The organism is Citricoccus muralis (assembly GCF_003386075.1).
Taxonomy (GTDB): Bacteria; Actinomycetota; Actinomycetes; order Actinomycetales; family Micrococcaceae; genus Citricoccus; species Citricoccus muralis.
Map to the genome: position 1 here is coordinate 1,120,433 of NZ_QREH01000001.1, position 16,077 is coordinate 1,136,509.

Here is a 16,077-nt window from a genome sequence, read left to right on the forward strand (position 1 = left end):
GTGGGTCTGTGGGTGTGTGGGGTAGTCGTGCGGTCTGGTGTGCGGCGTGTGCTCGTGCTCGTGCTGCACTGGTGTGGTCTAGGCGTCCGGTGAGGGCGCGGAGGCGGCCGTCGGGGCGGCCGGGAGCCCACCGTCGACGAGGGCCTGGATGGCCGTCAGCAGCGGGTCACGGTCATCGGCGGTGCGGGTCCGGAATCCGGTGGAGACCTCGTGGTCTCCCAAAGTCCACGAGACCACGAGCAGGCCGCCCTTCTCCACGAACTTCCCGCTCATGCCGGAGTCGAGGCGAACCTGGCGGAGGTCGGCCCGCGGGATGAACAGGTTGGACCCGCCCTCCCGCAGCAGGGCCACGCCGGAGCGATGCACCTCCAACCGGGCATTGGTGCGCAAGCCGAGGTCATGGACGGCGATCCGGTCCAGGTAGTCCCGCCCGCGCACCGTGGTGACGTACATGCCCTCGGCTCCGGTGAGGGGCTCGGACTCCAGGACCTCGGCCGGCACGGAGGCGGGGGGCGCGATGTCCTGCTGGCGTCGTTTGCGGTTGCGCCATCCCCACCACATGAGGGCCACGATCACCACTAGCCCGAGGCCGGTCAGGAACCCAATGAGGGTGTACTCGGCGCTGAAATCATCGTTCACTGCTGGGCGCTTCCTGTCTGCTGCTTGAGCTGCTGTTGGTGCTGGTTCTGCTGGTGCTGCGTCCGGGGCGTGGCCAGGGCGCGGTCACGCACCACCGGGTGCCCGTGGTTGAAGACGTCGGTGACCTGGCCGGGCAGCTCCATCCCCCGGAAGGGGCTGTTGCGGGACTTGGTGGCGTGCGACTCCGGGTCCACGGCCCGGATGACCGACGGGTCGTAGACGGTGAGGTTGGCGGGGGCACCGAGCTCGAAGACGCCCTCCGAGGAGATCCGGCCCTGGTCCGTCAGACGGGCGATGCGGGCCGGCGTCGAGCTGAGGATCCGGGAGATCCCCGCCCAGTCCATCAACCCGGTGTCCACGAGCGCCTGCTGGACCACCGGCAGGGCGGTCTCCAGGCCGGTCATGCCCATGGCCGCGACCGTCCACTCGCATTCCTTGGTCTCCGCGGTGTGCGGGGCGTGGTCGGTGCCGATCGTGTCGATCGTGCCGTCCGCCAGGCCTTCGCGCAACGCCATCACGTCCTCCTCGCGGCGCAGTGGCGGATTGACCTTGTAGACCGGGTTGTAGGTGCGGACGAGCTCCTCGGTCAGCAGCAGGTGGTGCGGGGTGGCCTCGGCCGTCACCTCGATCCCGCGCTCCTTGGCCCAGCGGATGATCTCCACGGAACCGGCGGTGGAGACGTGACAGACGTGCAGCCGGGAGCCCACGTGCTGGGCCAGCAGCACGTCCCGGGCGATGATGGCCTCCTCCGCCACGGCGGGCCAACCGGCCAGGCCCAGGACCGAGGACAGGGCACCCTCGTTCATCTGAGCGCCGTCGGTGAGCTTCGGCTCCTGGGCGTGCTGGGCGATCACGCCGTCGAAGGCCTTGACGTACTCCAGCGCCCGGCGCATCATCACCGGGTCCCAGACGCACATGCCGTCATCGGAGAACACCCGGACCTCCGCCCGCGACTGCGCCATGGCACCGAGCTCCGCCAGGCGTTCGCCGCCCAGGCCCACGGTGACGGCGCCCACGGGATGGACGTCGCACCAGCCGGCCTCACGGCCCAACTGCCACACCTGCTCGACGACGCCCGCCGAGTCCGCGACCGGCGTCGAGTTCGCCATGGCGTGCACCGAGGTGAAGCCGCCGAGCGCGGCGGCGCGGGTGCCCGTCTCCACGGTCTCCGAGTCCTCACGGCCGGGCTGGCGCAGGTGAGTGTGCAGGTCCACGAGCCCCGGCAGGATGATGCGGCCGGTGGCGTTTATGGTCTCGGCCGCGGCCGCCTCGGCCGAGGTTCCGGCGCGCGCGCGGGCGTCCTGCCCGACGGCGGCCAGCAGGCCGTCCTCGATGAGGACATCCGCGGTGGTGCCGTCCGGCAGGGTGCCGCCGGTGATGAGGTACCGGTTGCGGGGGTCAAACGTGGCGCTCATGCGGTGGCCTTCCGGTCGGACGGTGCGGTCGGGGTGGACGGGTCAGGGCTGTCGGAGGCGGACAGCAGGAGGTACAGCACGGCCATCCGGATGGAGACGCCGTTGGCGACCTGTTCCAGGGCCGTGTTGCGCGTGGAGTCCGCGGCCGCCGCGGAGATCTCCAGGCCGCGGTTCATGGGGCCGGGATGCATGATGACCGCGTCCTCCACACCGCTGGCCTCCAGCATCCCGAGCCGCTCATCCGTCAGTCCCCAGGACCGGGTGTACTCGGCGGCCGAAGGGAAGAACGCGTCATGCATGCGCTCGGACTGGACGCGCAGCATCATCACGGCGTCCGGTGCGCCCGCCAGGGCCTCGTCGAGCGAGTACGTCACGGTGCAGGGCCAGTCCCCCACACCTACGGGTACCAGGGTCGGCGGGGCGGCCAGGGTGACCTCGGCCCCGAGCGTGGTCAGCAGCCACAGGTTGGAGCGGGCCACCCGGGAGTGCAGGATGTCCCCGACGATGACGACCTTCATCCCGGCCAGGTCCGTGCCGTGCGGCGCGGTACCGTGGCGCAACGCCAGGTGGCGGCGCAGCGTGAAGGCGTCCAGCAACGCCTGCGTGGGGTGTTCGTGCGTACCGTCTCCGGCGTTGACCACGGCGGAGCGGATCCAGCCGGAGTCGGCGAGCTGGGCTGCCGCCCCGGAGGCCCAGTGGCGCATCACGATCGCGTCGGCGCCGATGGCCTCGAGGGTCTGGACGGTGTCCTTCAGGGACTCCCCTTTGGAGACGGAGGTGCCCTTCCCCGAGAAATTGATGACGTCCGCGCTCAGGCGCTTGGCCGCCGCCTCGAAGGAGATCCGGGTCCGGGTGGAGTCTTCGAGGAAGAGGTTGACGACGGTGCGGCCGCGGAGGGCGGGAAGCTTCTTGACCTCGCGGCCGGAGACCGTGGCCATCTCCTCGGCGGTGTCGAGGATGCGCAATGCGTCGGCGTGGGAGAGGTCCTGGGTGGACAGTAGGTGCTTCACCGGGCCTCACCTCGGGCGCTGGCCTCCGCGTGGTCGGTGATCGAGACGGCGTCCTCGGTGACCTCGGCGGTGCCGTCCGGCCCGTCGATCTCCACCAGGCGGACCTGGACGCGCTCGGCGGTGGAGGTGGGCAGGTTCTTGCCCACGAAGTCGGCCCGGATCGGCAGTTCGCGGTGGCCCCGGTCCACGAGGACGGCGAGGCGGACGGCGGCCGGGCGGCCGAAGTCGTTGAGGGCGTCCAGGGCGGCACGGATGGTCCGCCCGGAATACAGCACGTCATCCACGAGTACCACGGTGGCGCCGTCGATTCCGGTGTCAGGCAAGCGGGTCGGCGCGGGGGTGCGGGAGGTGGAACGGCGCAGGTCGTCCCGGTAGAGGGTGACGTCCAGTTCACCGGTCGAGGTGCCGGCGTCGAAGCCCGGTTCGATGCGGGCGAGCTTGCGGGCCAGACGCTCTGCCAGGGGAACCCCGCGGCGGGGGATGCCCAGGATGACCAGGCCGGCGGGGCCACGGTTCGATTCGAGGATCTCGTGGGCGATCCGGGTCAGCGCCCGATCGATATCCGCCGCGGAAAGGACATTCCGGACGGTGCGCACAGCGCGGCTCTCAGCCTGCACACATGCCTCCTTCCCCGCCTCACAGGACGGAACTTAAAGGAAACGCAACCCCGGGTGGGGTGTGTTTGGTCCGGCGTCAACACTATCACCGCGGCGGGGCGACCTAGTGTCAGGATGGTTCCATGACGCAGCCGGTGAACCTCTCCGCACCATCCCCGCCGAACCGGCCGGGACCACTGCCCCCTGCGGGCCACTCTGGGACCTCCGGACCGTCGTCGGCCGCCTATCCCCCGGCGCACCTGATCGCGCGGCGCAACCGCCGCTCCAACGCCTGGGGCATCGCCCTGCTCGTGGCAGCCGCGGCCGTCGGCGCCCTGGTCGTCCTGTTCCTGGTCGGCGTCCTGGGCACCGAGACGCTCTTCGTGGTCGGGCTGCTGGCGCTGGTCCCCCTCGGCATCGTGGTGGCCGCCCTGCTGTGGGTCGACCGCTGGGATCCCGAGCCCCGCGGCTGGCTCGTCTTCGCCTTCCTGTGGGGCGCGGGGGTATCCGTGTTCGGCACCCTCTCGCTGGGCGAGGTGTTCATGGAGGCCTTCAGCGGGCTGTCCTCGCTGGACTCGGAGACCTTCGGGGCGGTGGTGCAGGCCCCGGTGATCGAGGAGACCATGAAGGGCGCCGGCCTCGTGGTGATCTTCCTGGCGGCCCGCCGGCACTTCGACGGTCCCGTGGACGGGGTGGTCTACGCCGGCATGGTGGCCGCGGGTTTCGCCTTCACGGAGAACATCCTCTATTTCGGCACCGCCTACACCGAGGCCGGGTGGGGCACCGAGCTGGCGTTCACCTTCGTGCTCCGGGGACTGTTCTCGCCCTTCGCCCACGTGCTGTTCACCGTGTGGATCGGGTTCTTCCTGGGAGTGGCCGCGCAGCGGCGAGTCATCAGGGGCCGGCTCGGCCGGGTCGGCTGGATCGGCTGGTTCCTGGTCGGGCTGGTCCCCGCCATGGTCGGGCACTTCCTGTGGAACGGCGGCTTGGCCCTGATCTTCGACGACTTCTTCACGTTCTACCTGGTGCTACAGGTCCCGCTGTTCATCGCGGCGGTCGCTGCCGTCGTGCTGCTGTTGCGGGCCGAGCGACGCCTCACCCAGGGCATGCTGGGCCGCTACGAAGAGGCGGGGTGGCTGTGGCCGGAGGAGATCGCCCTCTTCGGCACAGCCCCCGGACGGCGGCAGGGCCGCCGGTGGGCCAGCAGGCACGGGGCACGCAGCCAGCACCGCGCATTCGAGCGGACCGCCTTGCGCCTGGCGGCCTTGCGGCACCGGATCGAACGGGGCCACGATGTCCAGGCCAATAGCGCCGAAGAGCTCCGGCTGCTGCAGGACACGGTCCGGCAGCGGCAGGAGCTCTTCGGCGCGATCAGGCCCAGCGGCGAGGTCAGTCCAGCAGCGTCGGCTTGAGCTGCTGGATCCGGCCGAGCAGGCCGTTGACGTAGTCCGGGGAGTCGTCCGTGGACAATTCCTTGGCGATCGTGACCGCCTCGGACACCGCCACACGGTCCGGCACCTCGTCGTTGAACAGCAGTTCCCAGGCACCGATCCGGAGGATGGCGCGGTCCACTGCCGGCATGCGGTCCAGGGTCCAGCCCTGGGCATAGGAGGACAGGATCTCGTCGATCCGCTCCTGTTCGGCCACCACGCCCTGGATGATCTCCACGGTGTACGGGTTGATCACCTGTGCCGTGGATGCCCTGCGGGAGGTGATGCCCTCATCCGGAGTGGTCCCGCGCTGTTCGGCCTCGAAGAGGACTTCCAGCGCGCGCCTCCGGGCTTTGCCTCGTGCGCTCACAGTTGGTCAGTCGTCCCGTCAGTCGTTCACGCGGCCGAGGTAGTCACCCGTGCGGGTGTCCACCTTGACCTTGGTGCCCTGATCCACGAACAGGGGCACCTGGATCTCGTGGCCGGTCTCGAGGGTCGCGGGCTTGGTGCCGGCGGAGGACCGGTCGCCCTGCAGGCCCGGCTCGGTGTAGGTGATCTCCAGGACCACCGACGGCGGCATGTCCAGGTACAGCGGGGTGCCCTCGTTCATGGCGATGGTGACCTTCTGGTTCTCCAACATGAAGTTGGCGGCGTTGCCCACGACAGCCGGGTTCACCGGGATCTGGTCATAGGTGTCCGTGTCCATGAAGATGTAGTCCTCGCCGTCCATGTACAGGTACTCGTAGTCCGAGCGGTCCACAGTGGCGGTCTCGATCTTGGCGCCGGCGTTGAAGGTCTTGTCCACCAGCTTGCCGGTGGTGATGTTCCGGATCTTGGTGCGGACGAACGCCCCGCCCTTGCCCGGCTTCACGTGCTGGAACTCGATGACGTTCCACAGGTGGCCGTCCATTTTCAGCACGGTGCCGTTCTTGATGTCGTTGCTGGTTGCCACTGTCAATCTCCGTCTGTCGGTAAGGGGCCAGTCGATGGCGTCGGCGGGTCTCGCTGGAAGTCCAGTCGACCATTCTAGGTGATGGGGCCGGTACCCCGGATCATTCCCGGGTTCACTCCGCGGTTATTCCGCTATCTCCTGGTAGGTCGCGAACAGCAGCGAGGCATCCGGGACGTCATAGGTGGTCGGCTTGCCCAGGCCGTCCAGGAGCACGAACCGCAGCTGGTCACCGCGGTTCTTCTTGTCCCGGCGGATGCCGTCCAGCAGCGTCTCCCAGCGGCCGGAGGAGTACGACGTCGGCAGGCCGAGCGACTCGAGGATCGTGCGGTGACGATCGGCGGTGGCATCGTCGAGGCGTCCGACGGAACGCGCCAGTTCCGCCGCGAACACCAGGCCGACGGACACGGCGGCGCCGTGGCGCCACTGATAACGCTCGGCCAGTTCGATGGCGTGCCCCAGGGTGTGGCCGTAGTTCAGCATCTCGCGTGCGCCGGCCTCCCGCAGGTCACTGGACACCACCTGCGCCTTGACGGCGATCGAGCGCTCGATCAGTTCGCGCAGCTGGGTCGAGTGCGGGTTCTGGGCCTGTTCCGGGGAGGACTCGATGATGTTGAGGATCTCCGGGTCCGCGATGAAGCCACACTTGACGACCTCCGCGAGACCGGACACCAGCTCGTTCGGGGGCAGGGTCAGCAGCGTGTCCAGGTCAGCGAGCACGCCGGCGGGCGGGTGGAACGCGCCCACCAGATTCTTGCCCTCGGCGGTGTTGATGCCGGCCTTGCCGCCCACAGCGGCGTCCACCATGCCCAGGAGGGTGGTGGGGAAGTGCACCACGCGGACCCCGCGGAGCCAGGTGGCCGCCACGAAGCCGGCGACGTCGGAGACGGAGCCGCCGCCCACGGACACCACGGCGTCCGAGCGGGTGAAGTCGTTCTGGCCCAGGACCTGCCAGCAGAACGCGGCCACCTGGATGTGCTTGCCCTCCTCGGCGTCCGGGATCTCCGCGGTGAGGGCCTGGAAGCCGGCGGTCTCCAGATCGGCCTTGACCACGTCACCGGTGGCGCGCAATGCCCGGGGGTGGATGACCAGGACGCGGCGGACTGAGGGCCCGAGCATGTCCGGCAGGCGTCCCAGCAGGCCCTTGCCGACCACGACGTCGTAGCCACCGGTGCCCGATGACCCCGATCCGCCGGCCACGGGGATGACGGTGGCATCGTCCGGGACGGTTTCGGCGGACGGGGTGTTCGGCTCAGTCATGGATGGACAGCTCCTGTGGTCGGGGTGGTGGTCTCGGCCTGACGGACGAGGCGGATGATGTGGGTGGCCAGGTCTTCGGTGGAGCGGCCGGTGGTGTCCACCGTCCACTGCGATACCTCACGGTACAAGGCGTGGCGTTCGGCGAGGATGCGGCGCCAGGTGCGGCCGGGATCCCCCGCGAGGACCGGCCGTCCGAGGCCGCCGTTGAGCCGGGTCAGGGCCGCATCCTCCGCCACCGTGAGGTAGACGACATGGGATCCGTATCGCAGTCGGTCGCGGGTCTGGGCGCTGAGCACCGCTCCCCCGCCCAGGGACAGCACGCACGGTTCGGCGCGGGAAAGGACCTCTCCGATGACCTCCTCCTCCGCCTGGCGGAAGGCCGGTTCACCGTTGCGGGAGAAGTAGTCCGAGATGGCGCCGTGCTGGGTCACGAAGAGGTCGTCGGCGTCCAGGCGCTGCAGGCCCAGCCGGCGGCCCAGGACGAGTCCGACGGTCGACTTGCCGGACCCCATGGGCCCCACGAGCACGATCCGCCGGCCAGGTGACCAACCGGGGCCGCTGCCGGTTGCGGAACTCACTGCAGCGGGTCACCCATGGGCGCCTCGGCCAGCTCGGCCGCCGCGTCCGCCTCAGAGAGCGGCAGCGGTTCGAGCGAGGCCACGAAGGAGTCCAGGTTCCGCTTCGTCTCCGCCACGGAGTCTCCCCCGAATTTCTGCAGGACGGCCTGGGCGAGGACGAGGCAGACCATGGCCTCGGCCACGACGCCTGCCGCAGGCACGGCGCACACGTCCGAGCGCTGGTGGTGGGCCTTCGTGTCCTGGCCGGTGGCCGTATCCACGGTGCGCAGAGCCTTGGGGACAGTGGCGATCGGTTTCATGCCGGCGCGCACACGGACCACTCCCCCGGTGCTCATGCCGCCCTCGATGCCACCGGCCCGGTTGGAGGTGCGGATCGGGTACCCGTCTGGGCCCCTGACGATCTCGTCGTGGGCGGCGGTGCCACGGCGGGCGGCCGTGATGAAGCCGTCACCGACCTCCACGCCCTTGATGGCCTGAATGCCCATGAGGGCACCGGAAAGCAGTGAATCCAGACGGCGGTCCCAGTGGACATGGCTGCCCAGTCCCACGGGCACGCCGTAGGCCAGGACCTCGACGACACCACCGAGGGTCTCGCCCTCCTTGTGGGCGGCATCGACCTCGGCGACCATGGCGTCTGAGGTGGACTGGTCGAAGCACCGCAGCGGATCCGCGTCCAGCGCGGTCACGTCGTCCGGCGCGGGCAGCTCGGCGCCCTCCGGCACGGACACCGTGCCGACCGCTGTGGTGTGGGAGACGGTGCGGATGCCCAGCTCCGACAGGAAGGAGGAGGCCACGGTGCCCAGGGCCACGCGCGCCGCGGTCTCACGGGCGGAGGCGCGCTCCAGGAGGGGGCGGGCCTCATCGAAGCCGTACTTCTGCATGCCGGCCAGGTCGGCATGGCCGGGACGGGGGCGGGTGAGGGCGGCGTTGCGGGCCAGGCCGTTCAGTTCGTCCGCGTCCACGGGATCGGCCGACATGACCTTCTCCCACTTGGGCCATTCGGTGTTGGCGATCTCGATGGCGACCGGGGAGCCCAGGGTGGAACCGTGACGGACCCCGCCGACGAGCGTGACCTGGTCCTGCTCGAACTTCATGCGGGCACCACGGCCATAGCCCAGGCGCCGGCGCGCCAGGGCGTCCTGCACCATAGAGGTGGTCAGGGGGATGCCCGCGGGCATCCCTTCAATGATTCCAACGAGTGCGGGCCCATGTGATTCGCCCGCTGTCAACCAGCGCACCATGGATTCGATTCTCTCATGGTCCGCACGGGTTTCCGGACCGTGTGACCGAGTTCAGCGCTCCGTAAGGTCGATGGCGGCTGCCATCGAGGCGATGACGGCGGGCCAGTCGGGCTCCGTTCCGTCAGGGCGGATGCGCTCCGTGAACAGGCGGACCTGCTCGACGGCCTGGTACAGCAGCATCTCCAGGCCGCTGACCACCTGGCCGCCCTGTTGCTGCCAGGACAGTGCCAGCGCGGACGGCCACGGGTCGTAGGCGGCGTCCAGCAAGGGGGGCAACGGTGCAGGTTCTGCACTCCCCACTGTTTCCCCCTTCTGCGCCCCGTTCTGGGCTCCGGACAACGCACCGGCCAGGGCCGCGGCGGTGGGGTCCGCGGCGCGCGGGGGCAGCGTGGCGACGACGGCGCGGAAGCCGCCGGCCGCCGTCGGGAAGTCCTCCAGGAGACGGATGCGGGGGGTCAGGCCGAAGCCGCGCGCGAGGTCGGCGTGCTCGGCGGCCTTGGCCGGGGTGCGGACGAACAGGTCGACGCCGGCCAGGCCCAGCTTCTCCGCTGCGGCGATGGCCGCCGCGGCGGTCCCGCCACCGCCGAGGATGCCCATCCGCCCACCGGTCACCTCACGCTGGTAGCCGGCGAACACGAGCGACTCGACGATGCCCTCCACGTCCGTGTTGTAGGCCGTGGAGACCCCGTCCCCGTCCCAGACGACGGTATTGAGGAACCCGAGCCGTTCGGCCCGCGGCGAGTAGCGGTCCACGAGAGGCATCATCGCGGACTTCAGCGGCATGGTGACCGAGAACCCGAGCCAGTCGAAGCCCGTCCCCGAGCTCCGGTCCAGGCCGCCCATGAAGGCGGGCAGCGCCTCCGGTGTCACGTCATGGGCGTCGTAGGCGACGTCCAGGCCCAGGGCGCGGTAGGCGGCCCGGTGCAGGGCCGGTGACTTCGAGTGCGAGATGGGGTGACCGAGGACTCCGGCGGACGGCCTAACCACAGATCTCCGCATTGTCGGCGCAGTAGTCGCGGTATTCCTGCTGATAGATGCGGTGCTGCGCATAGTCCTCTGCGAACTTCGTCTCGCCGGTCTCGATGTTGGTGGTCACCCAGTAGTAGTAGTCGCTGTCCTCCGGATGGGCCGCCGCGTCGAGGGCCTGGGTGGACGGGGCACCGATGGGCCCGGGGGGCAGACCGCGGTGGGCATAGGTGTTGTACTCATTGGAGGCATCCCGCTTGTCCTCCTCGGAGAACTGCAACTGGCGCTGGCCGAGTCCGTAGATCACCGTGGCATCGATCTGCAGGTAGCCGCCGGTCTCCTCGTTGGATGGATTGAGGCGGTTCTCGATGATGCCGGCGACGATCGGGTAGTCGTCCGTCAGCGCCTCGGCCTCCAGGATGGAGGCGATCGTGACGGTGCGGAACTGCTCGGACTCGTCCGTGATCCCCTGTTCCTCGAGCTCGGCCATGGTCGGCTCGATCATCATGGCGAAGATCTCGGCCGGTTCGGCGTCCACCGGGAAGCGGTACTCCCCCGGAGCCAGGTAGCCCTCCAGGCTGGGGGCCTCGGCGGGAAGCCCGAAGTCAGTGGGGTCCGCCGCGGCCGCCTCCAGGTCCTGGACGGAGATGCCCGTGGACTCGCTGACGGCGTTCATGGCCTCGCCCAAGCGCATGCCGCGGTTCACCGCGACGTAGTGGACCTGGCCCTCACCGTCGCGTTGGAGGATGGCCGCGGCGTCCGCGGCCTTCATCTGCTTCTGCAGTGGATAGTCGCCCGGCTGGATCGTGTTCTCCGATCGCGACTGGTTGACGGCCTCGATGAAGGCGGCGCTGCTGGCCACGATGTCCTCCTCCACGAGGCGGTTCCCGATGGCGATGGCGCCCTCACCCTCGTTGACGGAGAACACCACCTCCGCACCGCCAGGGCCCGGGTAGTCCTCGGCCACCGGATCCGGCAGGATGGCCTTCAGCGCGAAGGACAGGCCCGCCACCAGCACCACGAATGCGGCGAAGGCCGCGGTCAGAGCGATGTTGCGGCGGCGGCGCCGCTTCCGGCGCGCCGCCTTCTTCGCCTGCTTCTCGGCATCCAGGGAGCGGTCCCGGTTGACGATGACGGTCTGGTATCCCTTGCGGCCGGCCGGGCGGACGATGACAGGGGTGCCTGAACTGTCGGTACCCACGACAACGGCGTCGTCATCCGCCGCGCCGCGGTCCTGGCCCTGACCGTCTCCGCCGTCGTGACCCTCGTTGCCATCATCGGGCTGTCCGGGGTATTCGCGGCGGTCTTCGCCCAGGCTGGCCTCGTGCTCCGACCGGTGCTCCTCCTCGCGGCGGCGCAGTTCGCGCCGGGTCAGCGGGGACTGAGGGTCCCGGGGGTCGTCAGGAGTCGGATCGTCAGGAGTCAGATCGGCCACGTGTTCCGTCCTCTCCCTCTGGTCCTTCTGGCGCAGGAACTAGCACGGGGCGTCCTGCATCCCGCTGGAGTGATTGTTGCATATTCAACGCCTGCTCGAGGATCTGCACGGCCGCCACCTGGTCCACGACCTCGCGGTGGGTCCGGCTCCCCCGGCCGGCCTCATGCAGTTGCCGGTGGGCCGTGACGGTGCTGAGGCGTTCATCCACGAGCTGCACTCGTGCCGGGCTTCCGGCCGCGAGCAGCTCCGCTGCCAGGTCCTGGGCATAGCGGTGGGCATCCTCCGTGGATTCCGTGGAGCGGCCCTGCATGTTCACCGGATACCCGACGTAGACCACCACGGCCGCCCGCTCCAGGGCCTCCCGGACGATCAGCCGCCGGTCGAAACCCTTCTTGAGGTCCCGCCGGAGCGTCTTCACCGGGGTGGCGAGGATCCCGTCCGGGTCAGAGGCGGCGAGGCCGACGCGGGCCTTGCCGACGTCGACCCCGAGGCGGACCCCGCGTTGCAGTGCACCACTCACGCGCCTGCGGCCCCGACCATCGACTCGATCGCCGTCCGCACGGCAAGCAGGGCGTCATCAATCTTGGCGGCGTCCTGGCCGCCACCCTGGGCCACGTCGTCCTTGCCACCGCCGCCTCCGCCGAGCACGCCGCAGGCGGTCTTGACGAGGGCGCCGGCCTTCAGGCCGGACTCGCGGGCGGCCTGATTGGTGCCGACCACCACGAGCGGACGACCCTTGACGGTGCCCGCCATGGCCACCACCACGGGGGTGCCCGCGGCGTTGCCGGACTGGTTCTCCAACCGGGAGCGCAGGTCCAGCACGAGGGTCCGCAGCTCGTCGCCCGAGCCGACCGGGCCGGCGTCGTGCGCCAGGACCGTGACGGTGGCGCCGGTGCCGGACACCGCCACGGCGTTCTCGACGAGGCGGCCGGCCTCGGCCTGCAGCTGGGCCGAGCGCAGCACGGCGAGTTCCTTCTCGACCTCCTTGAGCCGGGCCAGGGTGCCGGCGACCCGGTCCTTGACCTGGTCCGCCGGGACCTTGAGGAGGCCGGTGAGCTCGTTGACGAGCGTGCGCTCGGTGGCCAGGTGGCGGAAGGCGTCCAGTCCGACGAGGGCCTCGACGCGGCGGTTGCCCGACCCCACTGACTGCTCCCCGAGCAGGGCCAGGGAGCCGATCTCCGCCGTGGCGCCCACGTGGGTGCCACCACACAGCTCGCGGGACCAGGCGCCGTTGACCTCGACCACGCGCACGCGGTCTCCGTACTTCTCGCCGAACAGACTCATTGCTCCGAGCGCACGCGCCTCGTCCAGGCCCATCTCGCGCGTGAGCACGGTGTGGTTGTCCCGGATGGCCAGGTTGGAGACCTCCTCGACCTCGGACCGGGCCATCTCACTCATGGCCTCGCCCCAGCGGAAGTCGAACCGCAGGTAGCCCTCCTTGTTGAAGGAGCCGGACTGCGTGGCCTCCGGGCCGAGGATCTGGTGGAGGGCGGCGTGCACCAGGTGCGTGCCGGTGTGGGCCTTCTGGGCGTCCAGGCGCCGCTGCAGGTCGATGGCGCCGACGGCGGTGGCCCCGGCGGGCACTTCACCCTCGGTGACCTTGACCCGGTGCACGCTCAGGCCCCGGACCGGTGACTGGACGTCGAGGACCTCCAGGACGAATCCGTCGCCGGTGATGAGACCGGTGTCAGCGGCCTGGCCCCCTGCCTCGGCGTAGAAGGGCGTGGCGTCCAGCACCAGTTCGAGTTCCTGGCCGGCAGAGGCCGAGCTGACCCGCTGGCCGCCGCTCAGCAGGCCGCGGATGCGGGCCTCGGTGGTGTGCTCGGTGTAGCCGGTGAAGACGGTGTCCCCCTCGGCCTGCAGCTGGCGGTAGGCCGAGGAGTCAACGTGACCGGACTTCTTGGACTTGGCGTCCTGGCGGGCACGGTTGCGCTGCTCGGTCATGAGCTCGCGGAAACCGGCCTCGTCCACGGCCACCCCGGCCTCCTCGGCCATCTCGAGGGTGAGGTCGATCGGGAATCCGTAGGTGTCATGCAGTTCGAACGCGTCGGCACCGGAGATGCCGGCCGTCGTGGTGTCTTCCCCTCCGGCGGCGCGGGCGGCGGACTTCGCGGCCGTGACGGCCGAGTCCATCCGGGCCGTGCCGGCGGCGATGGTCCGCAGGAACGCCTTCTCCTCGTTGTAGGCGATCCGGGCGATGCGGTCGAAGTCCCGCTCGACCTCCGGGTAGGTGCCCTTCATGGCGTCCCGCGAGACCGGCAGCAGCTCCGGCAGCACCGGATCGGTCACGCCCATCAGGCGCATGGCCCGCACGGCGCGGCGGATCAGGCGGCGCAGCACGTAGCCGCCGCCCTCGTTGCCGGGCACCACGCCGTCGGTGATGAGCATCAACGCGGAGCGGATGTGGTCGGCGATCATCCGCAGGCGCACGTCGTCCGTGTAGCGCGGATCCGTGGCGTCCTCGGTGGAGGAATACTCCTTGCCGGCCAGGGCGGCGGCGCGGTCCAGCACGGGGCGGACCTGGTCCGTCTCGTACATGTTCTCCACGCCCTGCAGGATCATGGCGAGACGTTCGAGGCCCAGTCCGGTGTCGATGTTCTTGTGGTCCAGCTCGCCGGCCACGGTGAAGTCGGTCTGCGAGTTGACCTCGGAGAGCTGGTACTGCATGAAGACCAGGTTCCAGATCTCCATGTAGCGGTTCTCGTCCGCGGACGGGCCGCCCTCGCGGCCGTACTCCGGTCCCCGGTCATAGAAGATCTCCGAGTCCGGGCCACCGGGGCCGGGCTGGCCGGTGTGCCAGTAGTTGTCCTCCTTGCCCAGGCGCTGGATGCGTTCGGCCGGGAAGCCGACCTCCTCGCGCCAGATGCGCTCGGCCTCGTCATCCTCCTCGTACACCGTGACCCACAGTCGCTCGGGGTCCAGGCCGAAGCCACCCTGGTCCTGACCTGTGGTCAGCAGCTCCCAGGCGTAGGGGATGGCCTTCTCCTTGAAGTAGTCGCCGAAGGAGAAGTTGCCGCACATCTGGAAGAAGGTGCCGTGGCGGACCGTCTTGCCGACCTCTTCGATGTCCGCGGTGCGGATGCACTTCTGCACGGTGGTGGCCCGCTGGTACGGCGGGGTCTCCTGGCCCAGGAAGTACGGGATGAAGGGGACCATGCCGGCGATCGTGAACAGCAACGACGGGTCCGGGGAGACCAACGATGCCGAGGGGACGACGGAGTGGTCCTTCTTGGCGAAGAAATCCAGCCAGCGGCTGGCGATGTCCTGGGACTTCATGACTGCTCTACGACTGCTTTCGGTCGGTGGGTCGGGGTGTGGACCTGTCCGCGGGGCCTTCCGTGGCGGTACCCGTGATGGTGGTGTGCGCGGCATCCGGGACATCCGTGGCGGCTGCATCGGCCGTGGTCCGGGACTGCTTCTGCTGCGGCGCGGGGTCGGCCAGGGAGGATGACATCGTCTTCCAGGCAGGGACCTCCTCGCGCAGCTGATAGGCGAAGGAGCGGGCGCTGGCGGCCAGGGCGGTGGCCGCGGCCTGCCCGGCATTGCGCCCGATGTTCTCCGGGTTCAGCGTGTGGCGGATCGTCTCCTCGGCCCGCAGGGCGGCGGCGTCACGCCCCTTGCTGAAGACGGTGTGCCCGAGCCAGCCGACGGCTGCCCCCACTCCCACCAGCATTACGCGCTTGATCACGGGATTTCCTTTCGCTTCAGTGCCTGGTCCACCCTACCGGGGCCGCGGCCCCAGCGTGGAACTTCAGCGCCCGACGCCGGCCCTGACGTCCCCGGGTGCGGGGCGAGGCCTCGCTGTTCGTCCTTAAAGCCGAAACCCGGCGTCCCCTCGAGGGGACGCCGGGTTCTCAGGCAGTTTCCGCCGCAGCAGATCCGGAAGGGATCAGCGTGCGTAGTACTCGACCACGAGCTGCTCTTCGCAGGTCACGGGGACCTCGGAGCGCTTCGGGCGGCGGGTCAGCTTGGCCTGCAGCTTGTCGATCTCGACGTCCAGGTAGCCCGGGACGGCCGGCAGGACGTCCTGGTGGGCGCCGGTGGCGGAGATCTGGAAGGGGACCATCTTCTCCGAGCGCTCGTGCACGTGGATCAGCTGGCCCTCCTTCACGCGGAAGGACGGGCGGTCCACGCGGGCGCCGTCCACCACGATGTGGCGGTGCACGACCATCTGGCGGGCCTGCTGGATGGTGCGGGCGAAGCCGGCGCGCAGCACGAGGGCGTCAAGACGCATCTCGAGCAGCTCGACCAGGTTCTCACCGGTCAGGCCCGAGGTGCGCTTGGCCTCTTCGAAGTAGCGGCGCATCTGCGCCTCGCGGATGTTGTACTGGGCGCGCAGACGCTGCTTTTCCTTCAGGCGCACCGAGTAGTCGGAGTCGGCCTTGCGACGGGCACGGCCATGCTGGCCGGGACCGTACGGACGGCGCTCCATGTACTTCTCGGCCTTGGGAGTCAGGGCAATGCCGAGTGCGCGCGAGTGGCGCACGGTGCGGCGGGTACGGAGGTTGGAAGCCACGAGGGACCTTTCTTGTCAGGCGGCACGGTTCTGGTTTGTCTC

General features: G+C 69.8%; 16 protein-coding genes. 1 reads left to right on the top strand and 15 read right to left on the bottom strand.

What is annotated here, in order from left to right; all coding sequences use genetic code 11:
- Positions 1-78: 78 nt before the first annotated feature.
- The 4 genes from C8E99_RS04905 to pyrR are packed head-to-tail and all read right to left on the bottom strand — an operon-like array spanning position 79 to position 3,681.
- Positions 79-639, bottom strand: a complete 561-nt coding sequence (locus C8E99_RS04905; protein WP_245952092.1) for a PH-like domain-containing protein — start codon at positions 637-639, stop codon at positions 79-81.
- The gene (locus C8E99_RS04910; RefSeq protein ID WP_115931346.1) at positions 636-2,054 is read right to left on the bottom strand and encodes a dihydroorotase; all 1,419 of its coding nucleotides are present in this window, start codon (positions 2,052-2,054) and stop codon (positions 636-638) included. The genes C8E99_RS04905 and C8E99_RS04910 overlap by 4 nt, the downstream gene beginning before the upstream one ends.
- Positions 2,051-3,064 carry an aspartate carbamoyltransferase catalytic subunit gene (locus C8E99_RS04915; RefSeq protein WP_115931347.1) on the bottom strand — a complete coding sequence of 338 codons (1,014 nt, stop codon included), beginning with the start codon at positions 3,062-3,064 and terminating at the stop codon, positions 2,051-2,053. Before C8E99_RS04915 ends, C8E99_RS04910 begins: the two co-directional genes overlap by 4 nt.
- Complete coding sequence (pyrR, locus tag C8E99_RS04920) at positions 3,061-3,681, bottom strand: bifunctional pyr operon transcriptional regulator/uracil phosphoribosyltransferase PyrR (RefSeq protein ID WP_115931348.1); 621 nt, start codon at positions 3,679-3,681, stop codon at positions 3,061-3,063. Before pyrR ends, C8E99_RS04915 begins: the two co-directional genes overlap by 4 nt.
- Positions 3,682-3,803: 122 nt before the next feature.
- Here pyrR and C8E99_RS04925 point away from each other — a divergent pair, with 122 nt between their 5' ends.
- Positions 3,804-5,072 (top strand): PrsW family intramembrane metalloprotease, encoded by a 1,269-nt coding sequence (locus tag C8E99_RS04925; RefSeq protein ID WP_115931349.1) that lies wholly within the window; start codon positions 3,804-3,806, stop codon positions 5,070-5,072.
- Here the strand turns inward: C8E99_RS04925 and nusB are convergent.
- The 11 genes from nusB to rpsD all read right to left on the bottom strand — a co-directional run bounded on the left by nusB (position 5,050) and on the right by rpsD (position 16,035).
- Positions 5,050-5,460, bottom strand: a complete 411-nt coding sequence (gene nusB / locus C8E99_RS04930) for a transcription antitermination factor NusB (RefSeq protein ID WP_115931350.1) — start codon at positions 5,458-5,460, stop codon at positions 5,050-5,052. The genes C8E99_RS04925 and nusB overlap by 23 nt on opposite strands.
- A gap of 18 nt (positions 5,461-5,478) precedes the next feature.
- Positions 5,479-6,042 (bottom strand): elongation factor P, encoded by a 564-nt coding sequence (gene efp / locus C8E99_RS04935; protein WP_115931351.1) that lies wholly within the window; start codon positions 6,040-6,042, stop codon positions 5,479-5,481.
- Positions 6,043-6,165: 123 nt separating this feature from the next.
- Positions 6,166-7,299 carry a 3-dehydroquinate synthase gene (gene aroB / locus C8E99_RS04940; protein WP_115931352.1) on the bottom strand — a complete coding sequence of 378 codons (1,134 nt, stop codon included), beginning with the start codon at positions 7,297-7,299 and terminating at the stop codon, positions 6,166-6,168.
- Positions 7,296-7,877, bottom strand: a complete 582-nt coding sequence (locus C8E99_RS04945) for a shikimate kinase (RefSeq protein WP_211308985.1) — start codon at positions 7,875-7,877, stop codon at positions 7,296-7,298. Before C8E99_RS04945 ends, aroB begins: the two co-directional genes overlap by 4 nt.
- Positions 7,874-9,118 (bottom strand): chorismate synthase, encoded by a 1,245-nt coding sequence (gene aroC / locus C8E99_RS04950; RefSeq protein ID WP_115931354.1) that lies wholly within the window; start codon positions 9,116-9,118, stop codon positions 7,874-7,876. Before aroC ends, C8E99_RS04945 begins: the two co-directional genes overlap by 4 nt.
- Before the next feature lie 51 nt (positions 9,119-9,169).
- Positions 9,170-10,105 (bottom strand): shikimate dehydrogenase family protein, encoded by a 936-nt coding sequence (locus C8E99_RS04955; RefSeq protein ID WP_245952093.1) that lies wholly within the window; start codon positions 10,103-10,105, stop codon positions 9,170-9,172.
- Complete coding sequence (gene mltG, locus C8E99_RS04960) at positions 10,098-11,519, bottom strand: endolytic transglycosylase MltG (protein WP_170144528.1); 1,422 nt, start codon at positions 11,517-11,519, stop codon at positions 10,098-10,100. Before mltG ends, C8E99_RS04955 begins: the two co-directional genes overlap by 8 nt.
- The gene (gene ruvX, locus C8E99_RS04965) at positions 11,500-12,039 is read right to left on the bottom strand and encodes a Holliday junction resolvase RuvX (protein ID WP_115931357.1); all 540 of its coding nucleotides are present in this window, start codon (positions 12,037-12,039) and stop codon (positions 11,500-11,502) included. Before ruvX ends, mltG begins: the two co-directional genes overlap by 20 nt.
- Complete coding sequence (alaS, locus tag C8E99_RS04970) at positions 12,036-14,795, bottom strand: alanine--tRNA ligase (RefSeq protein WP_115931358.1); 2,760 nt, start codon at positions 14,793-14,795, stop codon at positions 12,036-12,038. The genes ruvX and alaS overlap by 4 nt, the downstream gene beginning before the upstream one ends.
- Positions 14,796-14,802: 7 nt before the next feature.
- Entirely contained in the window at positions 14,803-15,207 is a 405-nt protein-coding gene (locus tag C8E99_RS04975; RefSeq protein WP_147301171.1) for a hypothetical protein, read from the bottom strand.
- A gap of 201 nt (positions 15,208-15,408) precedes the next feature.
- A complete protein-coding gene (rpsD, locus tag C8E99_RS04980; protein ID WP_115931360.1) occupies positions 15,409-16,035 on the bottom strand; it encodes a 30S ribosomal protein S4 in 627 nt (208 codons plus the stop codon).
- Between the last annotated feature and the right edge of the window lie 42 nt (positions 16,036-16,077).

Coding starts and splice junctions, on each gene's coding strand:
- alaS (WP_115931358.1), bottom strand. CDS start 14,795: ATGAAGTCCCAGGACATCGCCAGCCGCTGGCTGGATTTCTTCGCCAAG.
- C8E99_RS04910 (WP_115931346.1), bottom strand. CDS start 2,054: ATGAGCGCCACGTTTGACCCCCGCAACCGGTACCTCATCACCGGCGGC.
- C8E99_RS04925 (WP_115931349.1), top strand. CDS start 3,804: ATGACGCAGCCGGTGAACCTCTCCGCACCATCCCCGCCGAACCGGCCG.
- aroB (WP_115931352.1), bottom strand. CDS start 7,299: ATGACTGAGCCGAACACCCCGTCCGCCGAAACCGTCCCGGACGATGCC.
- aroC (WP_115931354.1), bottom strand. CDS start 9,118: ATGGTGCGCTGGTTGACAGCGGGCGAATCACATGGGCCCGCACTCGTT.